General features: G+C 41.4%; 19 protein-coding genes. 14 read left to right on the top strand and 5 right to left on the bottom strand.

Going from position 1 to position 19,305, the window contains the following annotated elements; translation table 11 throughout:
* Positions 1-57: 57 nt before the first annotated feature.
* Together DTOX_RS21285 and tlp are read left to right on the top strand one after the other, a co-directional pair.
* Complete coding sequence (locus tag DTOX_RS21285) at positions 58-3,894, top strand: EAL domain-containing protein (protein ID WP_015756395.1); 3,837 nt, start codon at positions 58-60, stop codon at positions 3,892-3,894.
* A 70-nt stretch (positions 3,895-3,964) separates the two neighbouring features.
* Complete coding sequence (tlp, locus tag DTOX_RS03730) at positions 3,965-4,183, top strand: small acid-soluble spore protein Tlp (protein ID WP_015756396.1); 219 nt, start codon at positions 3,965-3,967, stop codon at positions 4,181-4,183.
* A 56-nt stretch (positions 4,184-4,239) separates the two neighbouring features.
* Here the strand turns inward: tlp and DTOX_RS03735 are convergent, their stop codons facing one another.
* Positions 4,240-4,743, bottom strand: coding sequence for a DUF4446 family protein (locus DTOX_RS03735; RefSeq protein ID WP_015756397.1), 504 nt, complete (start codon positions 4,741-4,743; stop codon positions 4,240-4,242).
* Between the two features lie 216 nt (positions 4,744-4,959).
* Between DTOX_RS03735 and DTOX_RS03740 the strand changes: the two genes are divergently transcribed.
* From DTOX_RS03740 to DTOX_RS03755, 4 genes are all read left to right on the top strand, one after another.
* Positions 4,960-6,285, top strand: coding sequence for a uracil-xanthine permease family protein (locus tag DTOX_RS03740; protein WP_015756398.1), 1,326 nt, complete (start codon positions 4,960-4,962; stop codon positions 6,283-6,285).
* A 58-nt stretch (positions 6,286-6,343) separates the two neighbouring features.
* Positions 6,344-7,243 carry a metal-dependent hydrolase gene (locus DTOX_RS03745; RefSeq protein ID WP_015756399.1) on the top strand — a complete coding sequence of 300 codons (900 nt, stop codon included), beginning with the start codon at positions 6,344-6,346 and terminating at the stop codon, positions 7,241-7,243.
* Between the two features lie 49 nt (positions 7,244-7,292).
* Positions 7,293-7,961, top strand: coding sequence for a deoxyribose-phosphate aldolase (gene deoC, locus DTOX_RS03750; RefSeq protein ID WP_042316635.1), 669 nt, complete (start codon positions 7,293-7,295; stop codon positions 7,959-7,961).
* A gap of 99 nt (positions 7,962-8,060) precedes the next feature.
* Entirely contained in the window at positions 8,061-8,315 is a 255-nt protein-coding gene (locus tag DTOX_RS03755; RefSeq protein ID WP_015756401.1) for an FmdB family zinc ribbon protein, read from the top strand.
* A gap of 109 nt (positions 8,316-8,424) precedes the next feature.
* Here the strand turns inward: DTOX_RS03755 and DTOX_RS03760 are convergent, their stop codons facing one another.
* Together DTOX_RS03760 and DTOX_RS03765 are read right to left on the bottom strand one after the other, a co-directional pair.
* Complete coding sequence (locus DTOX_RS03760; protein WP_042315365.1) at positions 8,425-8,604, bottom strand: FmdB family zinc ribbon protein; 180 nt, start codon at positions 8,602-8,604, stop codon at positions 8,425-8,427.
* Between the two features lie 250 nt (positions 8,605-8,854).
* Positions 8,855-9,142, bottom strand: a complete 288-nt coding sequence (locus tag DTOX_RS03765; protein WP_015756403.1) for a hypothetical protein — start codon at positions 9,140-9,142, stop codon at positions 8,855-8,857.
* Between the two features lie 198 nt (positions 9,143-9,340).
* Here DTOX_RS03765 and aroA point away from each other — a divergent pair, with 198 nt between their 5' ends.
* The 4 genes from aroA (at position 9,341) to DTOX_RS03785 (ending at position 14,814) form a co-directional block, all read left to right on the top strand.
* Entirely contained in the window at positions 9,341-10,630 is a 1,290-nt protein-coding gene (gene aroA / locus DTOX_RS03770) for a 3-phosphoshikimate 1-carboxyvinyltransferase (protein ID WP_015756404.1), read from the top strand.
* Positions 10,631-10,722: 92 nt separating this feature from the next.
* The gene (gene aroC, locus DTOX_RS03775) at positions 10,723-11,886 is read left to right on the top strand and encodes a chorismate synthase (RefSeq protein WP_015756405.1); all 1,164 of its coding nucleotides are present in this window, start codon (positions 10,723-10,725) and stop codon (positions 11,884-11,886) included.
* A gap of 28 nt (positions 11,887-11,914) precedes the next feature.
* Positions 11,915-13,006: a 3-dehydroquinate synthase gene (gene aroB / locus DTOX_RS03780; RefSeq protein WP_015756406.1), complete on the top strand. Its 1,092-nt coding sequence runs from the start codon at positions 11,915-11,917 to the stop codon at positions 13,004-13,006.
* Between the two features lie 251 nt (positions 13,007-13,257).
* Entirely contained in the window at positions 13,258-14,814 is a 1,557-nt protein-coding gene (locus tag DTOX_RS03785) for an ABC-F family ATP-binding cassette domain-containing protein (protein ID WP_015756407.1), read from the top strand.
* Positions 14,815-14,850: 36 nt separating this feature from the next.
* Here the strand turns inward: DTOX_RS03785 and DTOX_RS03790 are convergent, their stop codons facing one another.
* Positions 14,851-15,933, bottom strand: coding sequence for a GerAB/ArcD/ProY family transporter (locus DTOX_RS03790; protein ID WP_015756408.1), 1,083 nt, complete (start codon positions 15,931-15,933; stop codon positions 14,851-14,853).
* Positions 15,934-16,036: 103 nt separating this feature from the next.
* Here DTOX_RS03790 and DTOX_RS03795 point away from each other — a divergent pair, with 103 nt between their 5' ends.
* On the top strand, positions 16,037-16,384 hold the full coding sequence (locus DTOX_RS03795) for a cupin domain-containing protein (protein WP_015756409.1): 348 nt from the start codon (positions 16,037-16,039) through the stop codon (positions 16,382-16,384).
* A gap of 67 nt (positions 16,385-16,451) precedes the next feature.
* On the opposite strand, the gene DTOX_RS03800 is transcribed toward DTOX_RS03795, so the two are convergent.
* Positions 16,452-16,685, bottom strand: coding sequence for a DUF378 domain-containing protein (locus tag DTOX_RS03800; RefSeq protein WP_015756410.1), 234 nt, complete (start codon positions 16,683-16,685; stop codon positions 16,452-16,454).
* Between the two features lie 187 nt (positions 16,686-16,872).
* On the opposite strand from DTOX_RS03800, the gene DTOX_RS03805 reads away from it, so the two are divergent.
* From DTOX_RS03805 to DTOX_RS03815, 3 genes are all read left to right on the top strand, one after another.
* The gene (locus DTOX_RS03805) at positions 16,873-17,271 is read left to right on the top strand and encodes an SET domain-containing protein (RefSeq protein ID WP_015756411.1); all 399 of its coding nucleotides are present in this window, start codon (positions 16,873-16,875) and stop codon (positions 17,269-17,271) included.
* Positions 17,272-17,609: 338 nt separating this feature from the next.
* Positions 17,610-18,752: a homocitrate synthase gene (nifV, locus tag DTOX_RS03810; RefSeq protein WP_015756412.1), complete on the top strand. Its 1,143-nt coding sequence runs from the start codon at positions 17,610-17,612 to the stop codon at positions 18,750-18,752.
* A gap of 81 nt (positions 18,753-18,833) precedes the next feature.
* A complete protein-coding gene (locus DTOX_RS03815; protein WP_015756413.1) occupies positions 18,834-19,202 on the top strand; it encodes a carbohydrate-binding protein in 369 nt (122 codons plus the stop codon).
* Positions 19,203-19,305 lie beyond the last annotated feature (103 nt).

Here is a 19,305-nt window from a genome sequence, read left to right on the forward strand (position 1 = left end):
AAAATTAGATTAATTATTGGGAAAGCAGTTAGTTTCTGAGCGTAGGAGGATTTATATATGAGTAAACAAGAGGAGATCAGTAATTTTAAGGACGAGAGAGAAAGGGAGTTATTTCGCCGGTATGCCAACTTGGTTAAGTATGCCAACGATATGATTTTTCTCCTGGACCACAATTTAAACATTATAGATTTCAATGATCGTACCTTGTCATCATATGGATATTCCTCTGAAGAACTTTTGAGCTTGAGCATGAAGAATATAAGGTATATTGAACGGGAGACTACGGATGAGCAGTTTGAACTGGTAGAGGAAAAAGACGGTCTGGTCTTTGAGGATGTACATCAAAGAAAAGACAGTACTACTTTTGCGGTTGAAAGCAGTGTGAAGTTTATAGAATCCGATGGAAAAGGTTATTATTTGCTCTATAACCGGGATATAACACATCGCAAAGAAAGAGAATTGCGCTCCTTTATCAGAAATGAACTGCTCAAATTGTTTGTTCAAAAGACATCCCGAAAAAAATATCTTGATGCAGTGGTGCAATTATTCCGCGATTTCACTTCTTGCTGCTGTGTTGCTGTAAGAATTTTAGATCGGGACGGCACTATTCAGTATGAAGCAAATGTTGGTTTTAGCCAGGAGTTCTGGCGATCTGAAAACTTAGTATCAGTTAAAGATGATAACTGTGTTTGCACCAGAGTAATTCTGGGTCTCAAGGAAGAACATGAGTTATCCTGCTTAACAAAGTCGGGTTCTTTTGTTTGTAATAATACGGCGGATTTTCTGGCTAAACTTCCCGAGTCTAAACCGGATATTTATCGCGGAGTGTTTATGAGAAGTGATTTTAAATCTCTGGCCCTTATACCTATAAAATATAGGGATAAGGTGATTGGCCTAGTTCAGTTGATTGATTTAAGGGAAGGCAAGTTTACTGTTGAAACAGTAGATTTCATTGAGAAGATGTGTCCGGTTATTGGAGAGGCTATACATAGATTTAACCTGGAAGAAGAGCTCAAGCGTAATTATGATCTGCAAGCGGTGAGCAATTCTCTGCTCAGTTATTCCTTGCAGGAGAACAGCCTGGAAGAAGTTCTTCAGCAGGCGCTTAACCTGCTGCTGGATATTGACTGGCTAAACTTTGAGTCAAAAGGCAGTATTTATTTGGTATCAGATAAAAATAATGACCTGGTTATGAAAGCCAGTACCGGGTTGGAGGAAAGTATTCTTCATAATGATGCTGTGGGCCTTCCGGCAAAAGAAGAACCTGAATGCGGGCATTACTGTATCCCTATTTTATCCTCCGGCAACCTTTTGGGAGTGATTAATCTTTATTTAAAAACAGGTTACCAGTGTAATTGCGGATTGGAAAAGTTTCTTTCTTCTGTTGCCAATACACTGGCTCTTATTATAAAGCGTAAACAGGCGGAAAAGGGTCTTCGAGAGAGTGAAGAGTTATTTCGCACACTGGTTAACTCAATGGATGATATTATCTTTACTTTAGATAATAACCAGAATTATGTAGGCGTTTATGGTAATGGAATAAGAAGGAGTGGAATCGACCCCGATCAAATAATTGGCAAAACGCCAATGGATGTTTATGATTTAAAATCAGCGGAGATTCACATGTCGGCCAATCAGAGCGTATTGACAGGAAAGAGTCTGGCTTATGAATGGTCTGCAGATACACCCGGTGGGATAAAATACTACCAAACCTTTTTATCGCCGATGAAAAATGATGAAAAAATTACCGGACTGGTGGGAGTTACACGTGAAATCACCGAGGTGAAAAGAATTGTCAATGCTTTAAGAGAAAGTGAGGCCGGTTTAGCTAAAGCTCAGCGCATTGCCCGGGTGGGAAACTGGGAATGGGATATCGAAAATGATAAAATTTATTGGTCGGACGAAATATACCACATGCTTAATATGAAAACAGGTGAATTTGGCGGCAATTTTGAATCGCTTATGGATTTTATACATCAGGATGATAGGGACGAGTTTAAAAAATCTATAGAAATAGCCTTAAATGAAAATAAACGAAGCTGCATTGATTATCGCATAATTACTCCGGGTGGGGTTATTCGTGCGGTGTATGGTCAGGGGGAAGTCATTTTTAATGAGAGAGGCAAGCCGGTTCGTATGTTTGGCATAGTCCAGGATATCACGGAGCGCAAGAAAAATGAAGAAAAACTTCACATGGCCCGTCAGCAGCTTTTAGATATTATAGAGTTCTTACCTTTTGCCACTTTTGTTGTTGATGGCAGGAAAACAGTTATTGCCTGGAATAAGGCTATGGAGGAACTTACAGGTGTCAGTAATGCTGAAGTTTTCGGTAAGGATGATTATGCGGAGCATTTATTTGGCTACTCAAGGCCCTTATTGACTGACCTGATTTTTTGTGAGGATAAGGAAACTGAAGCTCTCTATGAGTTTATAGAGAGAAAAGGAAATACTTTATATGCAGAATCCCATGTCAATTTTATCAAAAAATCTACTGAGATTGTTATGTGGGCTTCCGCTTCACCGTTGTTTGACAACGCGGGTAATTTAGTGGGTGCCATAGAGACTATACGGGATATCACTGAACGCAGAAATATGGAGAAGGAACTCAAATACTTAGCTTCACATGATTTCTTAACAGGTATCCACAACAGGTATTCCCTGGAAAAATGTCTTGAGCAAGCAGTAAAAAAAGTGGCGGAAGGAGTGAAGAGCGCACTCTTATTTATAGATCTGGACAATTTTAAGCTGGTTAATGACACGCTGGGTCACGCGGCCGGTGACCAGTTGTTGAAAACATTGTCAGCTACTATCGGAAGTTTTTTGCAGGGAGGTCACCGCATTTTTCGCTTCGGTGGTGATGAATTTGCTGTTCTTCTGGAGAATGTAACTGTGGAGGAGGCTGGAATGACAGCCGAGAATTTGCGCCTCCTGATTGAGGAACACGAGTTTTGCCTGACTATGTATAAAACCTGTTTTAACATGACTATAAGCATAGGTATAGTAATAATTGATGGTATCCTGGACTTTCATAAAATCCTTGCCTATGCCGATAATTCACTGTATAAGGCCAAGGAAGGCGGCAGGAACAGGGTTGTCTTTGCTCAGGCAGGTGATGATGTGACTGCCCGCATGTCAGAAACAAATCATAAAATAGCTTTAATTAAAACTGCTTTAAAGGAAGACCGGTTCATACTTTATTTACAGCCGGTGGTGAGAATGAAGGACGGCAAAATTACCCATCACGAAACACTTATTCGTATGCTTGGAGATAACGGGGAAATAATTTCCCCGAATTATTTCCTTACCGTAGCGGAACGTTTCGGTTTGATAGCGCAAATTGACCGCTGGGTGGTGCAGGCGGCAATGAAATTACTCATGGAATATCCTGATTTAAAACTGTTTATTAACCTTTCCGGTGTCAGTATGGGCGATATGTCCTTACTTGATGCTATAGAAAAAGATATTATCGGCAGCAATCTTGATACGTCCAGGATAGGTTTTGAGATAACTGAAACCTCCGCCATGAGAGATATCAGACAGGCGGAAGAGTGGATTGGAAGAATTAAAAAATTGGGCTGTTCCTTTGCCCTGGATGATTTCGGCGTGGGTTTTTCATCCTTCTCTTATTTAAAAATCCTTCCGGTGGATTATCTGAAGATAGACGGTACTTTTGTGTGCGATATATATAAAGATTCAACTCATGCGGCGCTGGTGTCTTCCATGAATACTATAGCCAGGACTCTGGGCAAAAAAACTATAGCTGAGTTTGTGGAAAATCAGCAAATAATAAACATGCTCATAGAAATTGGGGTGGAATACGGTCAAGGATTTTACCTGGCTGAACCGTCACCAGTACCGGCGACCGGTTGGATCAAGAAAGATGTAGAAATATGAGAGTATGAAATTAAAATTTTGCTGCATAATAAACAGTGAATCCATAAAAACTTGAGGAGGGTGAAGCCAGTTGGCAAAACCTGATGATAGATCCGATAATATAAGAAAACTGCAGGGAATGACCCAGGATACTATTCAAAATATCCAGGCAGCAGAGGAAAGCCTGGAAAATCAGGATATGACAAATGAACAGCGCCGGGCTATCAAAGCTAAAAACGAGCGTCGTGAAGAAAGTATAAACAGTTTTAGAGAAGAAATAAGAGATGAGTATGATGACAGTCAGGAGTAGCTGTTTTTGTTATGTATAATAAGTAAAAAGCCGCCTTAAGGTGGCTTTTTACTTATTTAAATTTTTTTGAGAGTCTTTTCAACAACGGCTTTTTCTTCATCCGACAGGATGTAGTCGGATTTACCATCATAAACAGGTTTTGCATAAAGCCTGTTTTCCTCTCTTCCATACAGGCTGGTTATTACGACACCATCGCCCTGCTCATTCAACATGGACATAGAGAAACTTAAGTCGCTGCCCATATTATCAAATGCATTAAACCTGAGCAGTTGGGGGGTATTTAAACATTTGGCCAGCTTTACCTTCATCTCAAGCTGTTCCTTTTTTGCTTCTTTGGTCAATTGTTCTATTTCCTTAACGACTTGACTGTAATTCATCAACAGCTGCTCTAAATCCGTACCGGTAGGACCTCTCAGCAATAGCTTATACCTGTGTTTTACCTGTTTAAAACGATAGTACAGCATGATCTGAGAGATTGAGAGAATTATTATGATTATGGCTGCAACTAAAAATGCTGTATTTGTGTTAATAACTATTCCATTTATTATATCAATAGACATAATGTTTTCTCCTTTGAATAAAGATAATCAGCGGCAAACTGCAGCAAGAAGCTCTATATTGTATTTTTCAACAGTTTGAGAGAAAATCCTTCTGAATTAGAAATTAAAAACAAGATTGTTATCCGAATATCAAAAAATTTAGTGTCTGGGCAAATTAAAGAATTTGCAGTAGAATAGGCTTAGTTGTTTTTATTGAACATGTCAGGGGGAATTTATTTGAGCAGTATTAGATTGAAGTACGGTTTGAATGATATGCCGCCTCTGCTGGAGTTATTGCTGCTGGGTTTGCAGTGGCTGGCCATTACGCTGCCATCTGTTATAATAGCCGCAAAACTGGTGGCCATACTTCATTTTAGTGAACAATCCCACCAGGTTATATATATTCAAAAAGTGTTTTTTGTCACGGCGATTTCAATTATAACCCAAATTTTTTGGGGTCACCGGCTGCCTTTGATTATCGGACCGGCAACCGTTCTTCTGATTGGAGTGGTTGCCAGTCAGGGAAGAAGTTTAAGTGCAATATATACTTCCATTATGGTGGGCGGTGCTATACTCTTAGTGCTTAGTGCCACCGGATTATTTGCCCGTATGAAAAGGCATTTTACGCCGGCTATAGTTGCTGTTATTCTTTTATTGATAGCATTTACCCTTACACCCGTGATTATGAACTTAATCATAAATTCCGGGGAGCAGGTCCCTGTTTTGTATAACCTCTTTTTTGTTATAACAATGGTCTGGGCTATGTTTTTTTTCAACAGAATTCTTACAGGTATTTGGAAATCTACTATGATTGTTTGGGCTATGCTGGCTGGCAGTCTGGCCTATGTCTTTTTGTTTTCATCACAAATCGCGGGCACTGGTTATGATAAGCTGCCTTGGTTTAGTTTATTTTTCAGTGATTTAAATTTTAAACTCTCTTTTGAACCGGGTGTTTTAATTTCTTTTTTAATTTGTTTTCTGGCTCTTTCCATAAATGATTTGGGTTCTATTCAGTCTACCGGTGAGTTTATAAAAGCCGATCAAATGCACCGCCGTGTCACCAAAGGTGTATCCTTGACCGGTTTGGCCAATATTTTATCAGGTTTTTTGGGAGTAATCGGTCTGACCAATTATTCCTTAAGTCCGGGCATCATAGCTTCCACCGGTTGCGCCTCCAGGTTTGTCCTGATTCCTGCCGGAGCGGGTGTGCTGATTTTATCTTTTATGCCGGCTTCAATGGCCTTAATCGGCAGCATACCTCCTGTGGTAATAGCCGCTACTCTGATTTATATTATTAGTTCACAGTTTTCTTCCGGTTTGCTGGTTGCTATTAGCTCTGTCCGGGAGTTTACATTTAATCAGGGATTGATTATCGGGCTGCCTGTAATTCTTGGCACTATAATAGCCTTTTTGCCTGCCGGTACAGTTGCTGCCTTTCCTGTGTTTTTAAGGCCGATTATCGGTAACGGGTTTGTGGTCGGAGTATTTACTGTGCTGGTCATGGAGCATTTAATTTACAGGAAAAATTCCCTTGAAACATCAAAGAGAGGGCTAAAAACATAAAATTTTTATTAAACTTATAGCGTTTTGCAACGTTAAACAAATTGTTTCCGGAGGCATTATGGATAATCTAACGCATGCCTTGCTTGGCTTAACCGTTCATAACAGTCTGCCTGAAAAAAGCCGGACCACTTTATGGGTTAGCCTGTTGGCTTCAGAATTGCCGGATATAGATATTCTCTATACTTTTAGCGGGAGCAGTGCGGAGTATCTGCTCAATCATCGAGGTTTCAGCCATTCTATTGCAGCAGCATTGATTATGGCGGGGTTGATCAGTTTGGTTAGTAAAAAAATATCACCCGGAGAAAAAACCGGCCGTATTTTTCTGCTGGCTCTGGGCTGCTTGGGCCTGCATATTTTATTTGATATATTTACCTCATGGGGTACACAATTTTTGCAGCCTTTCAGTCAAAGATGGTTTTATTTAGACTGGCTGCCGATAATAGATATTGTTATTATTGCGGTTGCCGTATTTTTTTTAGCCTTCGGGAAATTAGGTATTCTACATGCAAGAAAGGCGGCGGGTTTAGCAATTTTATTAATCGGTATTTATGTGTTTAGCCGGGCTGTCTGGCATCATAATTTGGTTAATAGCTTGCATGGTTTTTATCCCGGAGCCGACAAGGCAGCCGCCATTCCGCAACTTTACCCGTGGTGTTGGAAAGGAATTGTGGAAATGAAGGACTCCTTAATCAGCGGTAATATCAGCCGGTCGGGACATCTGGATGAAATTACTCAGATTAAGATTAATGCCGCGGATAATAGGCAATATCTTGATAAATACGGGGATAACCTGCAATTTAAGAAAACCGTGCAATTTTTTCGTTACCCGTTATATAAAATAGAAGGGGATAAGCTGGTAATCAATGATTTCTATTATAGTTTCAGAGAAGTTGTTTTTTCTCTGGACAGCGAGCGGCAGATTGCCGGCAGGGCCTCTGCTTCTGGCAGACACAGGTGAAACTGAGATAAATGTGACAAGAGTGTTTATGAAAGGAGAAGTAATGAAAATAACAAAACAACAAATGGCCGGGATGATTGATCATACCCTATTAAAACCTTTTGCCGGTCTTTCTCAAATCAGGCAATTGTGTGAGGAAGCGGTAAAACAGGGCTTTGCTTCGGTTTGTATAAATCCCTGCCATATATCGGCAGCCAGAGAGTTGTTATCGGGGACAAGCGTCAAGGTGTGCACGGTTATAGGTTTTCCTCTGGGTGCTGCAATGACAGATGTAAAGGCTTTTGAGGCCCGGGAAGCTGTGCGGGCCGGTGCCGGAGAAATTGATATGGTAATCAATATAGGATTCTTAAAGGACAAGCGTTTTGAAGAGGCTTATGAAGACATACTGGCTGTAGTTAAAAGTATCGCTTCGGTTAGCGATACAGTCCTGCTAAAAGTAATCATAGAGACTTGTTACCTGACAGAGGAAGAAAAAGTGCGGGCCTGTTTATTGGCTGAAAGGGCAGGCGCGCATTTTGTCAAGACTTCCACCGGTTTTGGTACCGGAGGCGCTTTGACCGGTGATATTGATTTAATGCGCCGTACTGTAAGTGCTGGTATGGGCATAAAAGCTTCCGGAGGAATTAAAACGGCAGCGCAAGCCATAGCTGTGCTTGAAGCAGGGGCAACACGTATTGGAACCAGTTCGGGGAAAATAATCATAGCAGAAATGGATTGATTTAAAGCAAAACAAATATTAAGACTGTTGCTAAAAGGAATTGATGATTTTACGTCGAAAATTAATTTTTGGAATAAAAATGTGCTGGGGGGAGCAGTTATGCCGATATTTGAGTACAAGTGCGGCGAATGTGGCAGAATATTTGATGTTTTACTTATTGCCGGTAAGGATAATAGTGAGCTAAGTTGTCCTGATTGTGGGAGTTTAAAACTGGATAAACTAATTTCAACGCCTTTTTTACCGAGTTCTGTGGGAAAACCCGCTAATGAAGAAAGAGCGGGCAGCTGCTGTGGCGGCCAACCGGGCGGTAATTGCACACCGGGCTCTTGTTGCGGCGGTACGGGAGTTCATTAAGGTTTATTAATTCAATATGAGAAGCAAAAAAGCCGGCAGGATTTTTGCCGGCTTTTGCAAACGTGCGGCTTTTAATTTTTCAAAGCAACTGCTTTTATGCAGATTACCCTCATGTAAAGCGGGACTTCTTGTTTGAATTGCAATTACAGCTGTTATTGCTGCTCTCCGTGGCTTTGACAAGGTTTTTGCTGCCGCATTGGGGACAGATTTTTTGAGCGGTATTAAAAAAGAATTTTTTAATATCTATTTGGCTGCCGCAGTTTGAGCAGGCATACCTTGTGGAAAACATTGAAATCCCCCCAATCTGGTTTAATATGAATGCTAATACTCTTGCTGCTATTATAATTTTGTATAATTATGCAAACACAAATTTTCTGCTAATTGAAGCAAACTATAACCGAAACTAAACTTACAGCTGTCAACAGATCTATCATAAGCATAATTTCCCATAGTAAACCAAAAGGTGCCGGTAGGGCACCTTAAAAAGCACTGCTAAAAAACACACATAAACACAAGGATTAATCCGAATTATTAAATAGTCAAGAAGTTAAAGGCCAACTGCGAATAGGCTTTAAGGGGAGTTCGGTCTTTGTATTAAAGGATATAATTGTTTTTTTTGTATCAAGGATCTTCACATCAATGAGTCCACACTCAAAAAGACGTTTAACGTACAGCCAGAACTGTTTTATACTTAGACCAAGTTTGCGCGGCAGGTGTCTGGAGCAATCCGTACCTGGTTCCATGATGCCGTATAAGCTCCAGTAAAAGCTGGACAGTGATTTTCCGCCGTAATTAGTTATTTCAGCGTCAAGTTCATTAAACTGCATCTTAACCACCCCTTATTATGGCTTTCTATAATTATAACATTAATTGGACAAAAAAATAACAAAAAATTTACACCAATATAATAAATATTTTGTCAGTTAAATTTTTAAAATTAGATTATTCAAAAAAGCTTATCAGTTCATCTGGGTGTAGACAATAATTGCATGTAAGTGTAATAATACATATGGCAGGTGATATTTATGGATTTAACAGTATTGCCTAAAAAGGCAGTGCAAGGGATAATCAGTATACCGGGGGATAAATCCGTTTCGCATCGCAGTGTTATGCTTGGAGGGATCGCTCGCGGTGTTACTGAGATAGAGAATTTCTTACCGGGTCAGGATTGTCTGAGTACGGTTCGCTGTATGAGGCAGTTGGGAGTAAGCATTGAGCAAATCAGCCAAACCCGGCTAAAAGTTGAGGGTAAAGGATGTAGTGGTTTGTCAGAACCTGAAGATATTTTAGATGTCGGCAATTCAGGCACCACTATTCGTTTAATTTCCGGACTGTTGGCAGGTCAGAAATTTTTTTCGGTGTTAAACGGAGATGAATCTATACGCAGGCGTCCTATGGCCCGTGTAATTAAGCCGTTGCAGGAAATGGGTGCCCGGATTCAAGGTCGTGATGCTAACCGCCTTGCCCCGCTGGCTATTCAAGGAGCAGCTTTGAAGGGTATTCATTGTCATACTCCTGTAGCCAGCGCTCAGGTAAAATCAGCCGTACTGCTGGCTGGTTTATATGCCGATGGTGAGACAGCGGTTACTGAACCTTCGCAGTCCCGTGATCACACTGAAAAAATGCTAAAAAGTTTCGGTGCTCATATAGTTACAGAGGGCCTGACAACGAGAATCAGACCGGGAGAATTGACCGGCCGGAAAGTAATTGTACCGGGGGATATTTCTTCAGCAGCTTTTTTCCTGGTAGCCGGTGCTGTGATCCCGGATGCCAGAATAACTGTAAAAAATGTAGGCTTAAATCCAACCCGCACAGGTATTCTGGATGTGCTGGAGGAAATGGGTGCTGATATAGCCCTTTCCAATGTTTATGAAAATTCCGGTGAACTGATAGGGGATATAACAGTAACCGGCAGCAGTTTGAAAGGCATTGTCATCGGGGGCGCTTTGATTCCCCGCATGGTGGATGAAATTCCTGTGCTGGCTGTTGCTGCCGCAGTGGCATCCGGACAGACAATTATTAAGGATGCCGCCGAGCTTAAGGTAAAAGAGAGCAACCGTCTGCAGGCGGTAGCCGGCGAATTTGCCCGGTTTGGTGTTGATTTGCAGGAAACACGGGATGGCTTGATAATTAATGGGGGCAGAAAGTTCGGCGGGGCGGTAACGGAATCTTATCATGACCACCGTATTGCCATGGCCTGCGCTCTCATGGGATTGGTAGCTTCAGGCAAAACAGTTGTGCGGGGAGCGGAATGTATTGATATATCATTTCCTTCTTTTCAAACTGTCCTGGAGAGTTTGAGCGGCCAAAATTGATTTTTGTCATTATTCATAATGTACATTTAGGGACTCAGAGAACTTTCGTATAAATCAATAGTTGCAATTTGACACTTGAAAGGCGTGAGTTTATGTTAAGGTATTTAACCGCCGGGGAGTCACACGGACCTGCGTTAACAGCGGTTATGGAGGGAATTCCGGCAGGTTTGCAAATAAGTGCTTCCTATATTGATGAGCAGCTTGCCCGCAGGCAGCAGGGGTACGGCCGAGGCGGCCGGATGAAAATAGAGAAAGACAGGGTGCAAATCTTGTCGGGTGTCAGAGGCGGTTACACGCTGGGCAGCCCGGTAACCTTGCAGGTGCAAAATAAAGACTGGGTTAACTGGGAGCCTTATATGGGCGTTGAATTGGCGGATTATGAGCCCAAAAGGGTTTCTGTTCCCAGACCCGGTCACGGGGATTTGGCCGGTGTATTAAAATACGGTCATGATGATATCAGAAATGTGCTGGAAAGAGCCAGTGCCAGAGAGACGGCGGCACGTGTGGCTGTTTGCAGTTTAGCCAGGCGGTTCCTGGAACATTACGGTATGGAAATAACCGGTCATGTGGTGCAGTTAGGCAGTATTAAAGCAAATTCCAAATCTCAGTCAATAAACTTAATCAAGGAGAGCATAAAGACTTCGGAATTGCTGTGTGCTGATCCGGAAGCGGAAGCTGCCATGAAAAAGGAAATAGACAGTGCCAGGGAAAGAGGAGATTCACTGGGGGGTATTTTTGAAATTATCGCGGCTAATGTTCCGGTTGGCCTGGGCAGCCACGTACAATGGGATCGCAAGCTGGACGCCCGCCTGGCCTTCTCCTTAATGAGCATACAGGCCATTAAAGGTGTGGAAATCGGACTTGGCTTCACTGCTGCGGTTCTCCCCGGTTCTCAGGTACATGATGAGATTTTTTCTTCTCCCGGCGGTTATACCAGAGGCTCTAATAATGCCGGGGGGATCGAGGCAGGCATATCTAATGGACAAAAGATAGTATTGAGGGCCGCTATGAAACCTATAGCCACTCTTTACCGGCCGCTGCGCAGTGTAAATATGTCCACGGGAGCGGGAGCTGAGGCTGCCGTGGAACGCTCTGATATCTGTGCCGTGCCGGCAGCCGCGGTGGTGGGTGAGGCAGTTGTAGCGTATGAGCTGGCCGCGGCTTTTCTGGAGAAATTCGGTGGGGACAGTATTGCTGAGATAGACTTTCGTTTCAATAACTATTTAGAGCAGTTTGGTGTAAAGCAGGGAAACTAAATATGGAGAAATACGGAGATGGTGTACTTTGAATAAACAGCCGCTGAGGAAAGTCAGGGTAAATTTGGAGGAGCATGGTTATGACATTTTAATAGGCGAGAAGTGGCTGGAGCAATTAGCCATATATTTGAACTTTATTTCCAACTCCTCCAAGCTAATGCTGATATCTGACCGGAATGTTTACGCTTTGGCCGGAGAAAAAGTATTGCATATTTTAAGGGAAGCCGGTTTTCAAGTCCATTCCGCGGTCCTTCCGGGAGGAGAGGGCTGTAAAAATCTAACTGTAATGAGCTGGCTTTATGAACAAATGTTGGGTTTTGGTTTGGACAGGAAGTCCACTGTGCTGGCTTTAGGCGGCGGTATAGTGGGAGACGTGGCGGGCTTTGCCGCTGCAACCTATATGAGGGGAATAGGTTATATCCAAATTCCTACGACTTTGTTGGCGCTGGTAGACAGCAGCGTGGGAGGTAAAACCGGTGTCAATCTGCCCCAGGGTAAAAACCTGGTGGGAGCATTTTACCAGCCGGGTTTGGTTTTTGCCGATCTGAATTTTATCAACAGCCTGCCGGAGAAAGAATACCTGACCGGATTGGCTGAGGTGATTAAATACGGTATAATCTGGGACAAAGAGCTTTTTAATTACCTGGAGGAGAACAGAAATAAGGTTATCTCCCGGGACAGGAGTTGCCTGACCGGTATTGTGGCCAGGTGCTGCGAGATAAAAGCCGAAATAGTAGGCCAGGATGAGAAGGAGAGCGGGTTAAGGGCCTTATTAAATCTTGGGCATACATTTGGTCATGCCTTTGAGGCCCTAACCGGCTATAAGGGTTTTACACACGGTGAAGCGGTGGCTGTGGGTATGATATATGCAGCCAGACTGGCTGTTGTCAGAGGATTAATCAGCCGGAGCCAGTCTGACAGGATTGCCTCACTTATAGAGAACTATGGTTTGCCTGTTTCTTACGGCGATTTGTCTGCCGGTGATATTATAGACAGCATGTACCGTGATAAAAAGACGGTAGCCGGAAAAATCAAGTTTATAGTCCCCACGGGGATTGGTGTCAGCGAGGTAGTTTCAGATGTTGCTGAAGAGCAGCTGCTTCAAATATTAAAGCTTTAACCAAACCCCGCGGTTCAACAAACCGGTCAAATAATCAGTTGAAGCCAGACGTTCCGCCCGTTCCCGGATCCCTGCAAGTTCTGTCACATCCGCAAAGGATTCAATGGCTCCTGCAATTTATTGCAATCCGGCAAAATCAGAAGCTTTGAAAATAAATTGCCATACTTTTAGATCTGGCTTTTGACTTCAGAGAAATGACAATATAAAATATTAAGGCACAAATATAATATCAAGTCATGAAGGAGAATTAGATGAGTGTTTTAGTTGTAGAAAATGTTTCGCATGGGTTTGGTGCCAGGGCTATTTTGGAGGATGCGTCTTTTCGCCTGTTAAAGGGGGAGCATGTGGGTTTAGTGGGAGCTAACGGGGAAGGTAAATCCAGTTTTTTAGATATTATTACCGGGCAGCTGACTCCGGATAAAGGTAAAGTAGAGTGGTCCAGGCGTGTTACAGTAGGATATTTGGAGCAGCATGCTGTTTTAACTAAAGGAAAATCAATTCGCGAAGCGTTAAGGGAAGCCTTTAAAGGGATGTACGATTTGGAGATGGAAATGCTGCAAATCTATGAGAAGATGGGTGAAGCATCAGAGGATGAACTGAGTCGCATGATGGAAGATGTGGGAGATATACAGAACATCCTGGAACACAACGGGTTTTATACCATTGAGGCTAAAATCGAAGAAGTTGCCAACGGCCTTGGTTTGGCGGATATTGGTTTGGATAAGGATGTAGCTGATTTAAGCGGGGGGCAAAGAACTAAAGTATTATTAACAAAGCTGCTGCTCCAAAATCCAAGTATCTTACTCTTAGATGAGCCGACCAATTACTTAGACTTTGAACATATTGAATGGTTGAAAAAATATCTTAATAATTATGAAAATGCTTTTATACTGATTTCTCACGATATTCCTTTTTTGAACGATGTGGTTAATGTTGTCTACCATGTGGAAAATGCTGTTTTAACCAGGTATACAGGTAATTATGAACAGTTTCTGCAAGTCTATGAATTAAAAAAACGCCAGGATTTAAAAGCCTTTGAGAAACAGCAGAAGGAGGTAGAGAGACTGGAGGATTTTATTGCCCGCAATAAAGCCAGGATTTCTACCACCGGCCGGGCTAAAAGCCGGCAAAAGCAGTTGGATAAAATGGAGATTTTAGAAAAACCCAGAGAGAAAATTAAACCCGTTTTTAAATTTAACCGGGCCAGAACACCCGGCAGAATCATTTTTGAAACAGTTAATTTAGTTCTCGGCTACGAGGAACCCTTAACCAAGCCTTTAAATATAGCTTTAGAAAGAAATCAAAAGATAGCTATCCGGGGTGTTAATGGATTGGGCAAATCCACTCTGTTAAAAACACTTTTGGGTATCATTAAGCCTTTTTACGGATCGGTTATAACAGGAGAGAATATTTATCCCGGTTATTTTGAGCAGGAAAGCTGCCGGGATAATGATAACACAGCAATGGAAGAAATCTGGGCTGAATTTCCCGGTCTCAGTAATTATGAGGTACGCCAGGCACTGGCTAAATGCAGTTTGACCAATGAACATATTACCAGTAAAATGATGGTTTTGAGTGGCGGAGAAAACGCCAAAGTCAGGCTCTGTAAGCTGATGTTAAAGGAAGTCAATTGGCTGGTACTCGATGAACCTACCAACCATCTTGATGTGGATGCAAAAGAAGAATTAAAAAAAGCACTGCAAGAATTTAAGGGTACTATTCTTTTAGTCTCTCATGAGCCGGAATTCTATGAAGATTGGATCACAGGCATATGGAACGTGGAAGACTGGACTTTAAAGATTATCTAAAATGACTATAAGTGCCTGTGGCTGCAAGAAAGTTGCTTAAGGCGACTTTCTTGCTTTTGTCACTCTGGCTATTATAAAAATTATTGTAGGGATTATGTACTCAAAAACATAGGCAAAGGGTGGAAATGTTTTGGACATGTACTCCACTAACTGTACATTATTTTCCGCAACAGTAATGGAAAAGGCAGCCATCAATACTCCCAGAGGAAGAACTATAATTCTATAGCTTTTTAGATTAAACAGTTGTGCTGTGCCGAGAACAGTAACGTAGTAAAATAAGGCTATTTTGCCAAAAAGGCTGACCATCCAGATAATTATTATAAAAGCGTCTGCTCGCCCTATAGAGTAATCTCTGATCAATGAATAGGTGGAAAAAGTAAGAGTAGCCGCTTGGTCAGAACCTAAAACGGCGATCATGGCTACTGTATCCACGCTGATCAAAATGCCGACTAAAAGCTGGGCAACAATCCCACAGCGCATAGCATTATTGGGTTTTGCCAGAAAAGGCAAAAACATAGCTAGAAGTATTACCTCTCCTCGCCAGGCAAAATGCACTAGAGAGGCATTGAGAATGGGCATCGGGTTGTTATCCAGTAAAGGCAGCAGGTTATTTAAATCAGCAGCCTGTGCTGTCAGGGCTACCAGTATGATAACTATTATGATGATAATAAAAATTGTTATTTCTATTACTCTGGACAGAACTTCCAGCCCGGAACCTATTGCGTAGGCACAGATCAAAACCATTATTGAGATAAACACCACATTAGGTGTATGCGGCATGATTGTATTGGTAATTAGTTCGCTAAACTCTCTAATGATAAACGCGTTGGTATGTAAAAAGAAAAAAATGTAGCACAGGCCAAGAATTTTACCCGGCCAGGCAGACAAAACCGTTTGCAGATATTGTATAATTGTTTGTCCGGGATAAATTTTGCCCAGTGTACAGAGAATTATTACCTGGTATATGCCGGGCAATGTGGCGATCAGCGAAGCCAGCCAGGCATCTCGCCCACAAATGGCGGTAGATACGCTGGGTATAAACATAGTTGCTGTAGCAGTAACCAGATTTATTAGCAGCAGAATTGTTTGAGAACAAGATATTTTACCCTTTTCCAACATAACCTTAATCCCTTTTTTAGTATGAATAACTATTTATGTCATAATTATTATGTGTAATGTTATAATATAAATACTAAACTTTTAAAAAGTAAGGGGGAAAACAATGAACCAGCAGCATTTTATGAAAAATATTGAATTTTCCAGGGTACACACCTTAGAGGCTCTGGTGGAATACCAGGAAGGAAGAGTGGTCAGCAGGACACTGGCCCAGGGTAGGCCGGTAAGTGTTACTCTTTTTGCTTTTGCTCAAGGTGAAGAAATCAGCACGCATGCTGCAGCAGGGGACGCCATGGTTTTTATATTGGATGGGGAAGCGGAAATAACTGTTGGGAATGAAATTTTTTCGGTTAAAAAGGGTGAGACCATTGTAATGCCAGCCAATATTCCGCACGGGCTGATGGCCAAAGAACAATTTAAAATGCTGCTAATAGTTGTATTTAGCCTGTCATAAGAATGGGTATGCGCTAAAAACTAAACAGCGGGAGAAAAGCTCTCCCGCTTAATTAAATGTAAATATTTTACTGTTTATTTTCACTTCTTTCCAGGCTGTTTTCTCTAAAGAAAAATGAAATAGAATAAAGGCCTGCCAGTCCTACCAGAGAATAAATTGCCCTGCTAAACCCGGAAGCTGTTCGAACGGTATCTCCACCGAATATCGCAGTTACCAGATCCCACTGAAAAACACCCACCAGCAACCAGTTTATTGCACCTATAATGACCAGTACTAAAGCGGCGCGTGATAGCCAATCCATATAATAACCTCCAAGTGCGTTTTCTTAATATTATGTTAAAAAGTTAATTATTTTATACTTATATCTATAAATAATTAAATAAAAATTTATAATATAATGTTGATTAACTAATCCCCATGATTTAAGTTTTGAAACACATAAATGAAAATTGCATTGAAAAGTTATAGCCAAGTAGAGGAGTTGCAAGATGATAAATATAGCTGATTGCGGAAAAAAGGGAAGAGGAGTCCTGGCAGGTAAAAAATTTAAACGAGGAGAAATTATTGAACAAGCTCCTGTAATTGTTATCCCGGGCAGTGAATTGTATAGTATTAAATCTACTGTTTTGAATGATTATTATTTTATTTGGGCTAAAGACGAAAATAACCTGAAAACCGGGGCAATTGCTCTGGGGTGCGGGTCATTATATAATCATTCCTATAAACCTAACGCCACCTTCAACAAAAAACATAAAGATTTAATTATTGAGTTTAAGGCTTTAAGTGATATAGAAGAAGGGGAAGAAATAACTATTAATTATAATGGAGATCCTGAAGATGATGCACCCTTGTACTTTGAAGTGGTAGGTGATTCTCCTGTTTTATAGATAATATTCACTGATGCTAATAATGGACAGGGATTTTAGCGCTATTTAGGAATGAAATACATATTATAGAAGATAAACGCTTGCTTTATAATAATTTTTTTTGAGACATAGTATTTTTGAAGTTATAGTTAAGCAATATTGCAATACAGGCAAAAGCATAACTTTATTGGATATAATCATGAATAAATGTATACAGTAGTCTAACTATAAAACATAGTTCCCAATTTGTAACTTTTGTGGTATGCTAAATATAACTATATGTTTTTTTAGTATATGCTTATTCAATAACTAAACAATTGTTTATCAGGAATTGATGATTAACATAAGGAGGGTTAAGGATGTCCGAACGTAAAATTTTGATTGTGGATACTACTCTCAGAGACGGTGAGCAGACTGCCGGGGTAGTGTTTGCCAACAGGGAAAAGGTGCGTATCGCAAAGCTATTGGACGAGTTAGGAGTGCACCAAATTGAAGCTGGTATTGCCATTATGGGCGGGGATGAGGCTGAGTCTATCAAAGCTATTTGCAAGTCAGGTTTAAAAGCCAGTGTTATGGGCTGGAACCGACCGGTAATTAAGGATATAGATGCTTCGCTGGCCTGCGGAGTAGATGCTCTGGCTATTTCCATATCCACCTCGGATATTCATATTAAACACAAGCTCCATAAAACCCGTGAATGGGTTTTGGAACAGATGACCAGTGCGGTGCATTATGCCAAAAAAGAGGGTATGTATATATCGGTTAATGCTGAAGATGCATCCCGCAGCGATATGGATTTTCTCATTGAGTTTGCCAAGGCCGCCAAAGAAGCGGGAGCAAATCGACTTCGTTATTGTGATACTGTCGGTATCCTGGAGCCTTTTACAACATACCAGAACATTAAAACTATTATTGAACGAGCCCAAATTGATGTGGAAATGCATACACATAATGATTTTGGCATGGCAACTGCCAATGCGCTGGCAGGTGTGAAAGCCGGTGCCACTCACGTGGGTGTGACCGTTATAGGTTTGGGAGAGCGGGCAGGCAACGCGGCTTTAGAAGAAGTGGTTATGTCATTAAAGCATTTATATAATATGGATCTTGGTTTTAAAACGGAATTATTCACTGAGGTGGCTGAATATATTTCTCGCGCCTCCGGACGTGAATTGCCGGCCTGGAAAGCTATTGTCGGTTCTAATATGTTCAGGCACGAGTCAGGTATCCATGCTGACGGTGCCCTGAAAAACCCAAAAACCTATGAAGCTTTTTTACCGGAAGAGGTTGGTCTGGAGAGACAGATTGTTATTGGCAAGCATTCAGGCACTGCGTCAATTAAGGCTAAATTTGTTGAATTTGGCATTCATTTAAATGATCACCAGGCAGAAGAAATCCTGCCTAAAATCCGTTCTTACACTGTGTCAATGAAACGGCCTTTATTTGACAAAGAGCTTATGTATATTTATGATAGTTATTTTGGCGATATAAAGCATGTTAAATAAAATTCATTAAAAATTAGCACATAAAAGTTTCGGTTAATTCAAATACTACGCCTGTATCAAAAAAATTCGGAGGTGAAGCAATTGATTCCGAAATCAAGATACGGCGAGGGTGTTGGTCGCTTAAAAGTCATGCATGACGCTGATTATCCGGGTGGGGTGAGTGTAGACCCTACACCCATTACCGCGGGTCAAAAAACTTATATTTTGTACAATGGGTTGCTGGCTAAAAGCGGAGCGCATGAAGTATACCTGCATATGGGCTATGGTGATGCCGGGAAATGGCATGGAGTCAAAGAAGTCCGTATGGAGCATACAGGTTGGGGTTTTGCCAAAGAATTTGAAGCACCTTTCGACAATAACTTAAACTTTTGTTTCAGGGATAACGCAAATAACTGGGATAATAACAACGGGTACAACTGGACTTTCCAAATTCATAACGGCAAAATGTAAATCAAAACCCCCCGCCATGAATAATGGCGGGGGGTTGTTTTGTGTTCTGGGAAATTATGCTTATGATGGCTCTGCGGATAAGTCATTGTTTAGGGATAAATAG

This window comes from Desulfofarcimen acetoxidans DSM 771, from assembly GCF_000024205.1.
In the GTDB taxonomy this organism is placed as follows: Bacteria; Bacillota; Desulfotomaculia; order Desulfotomaculales; family Desulfofarciminaceae; genus Desulfofarcimen; species Desulfofarcimen acetoxidans.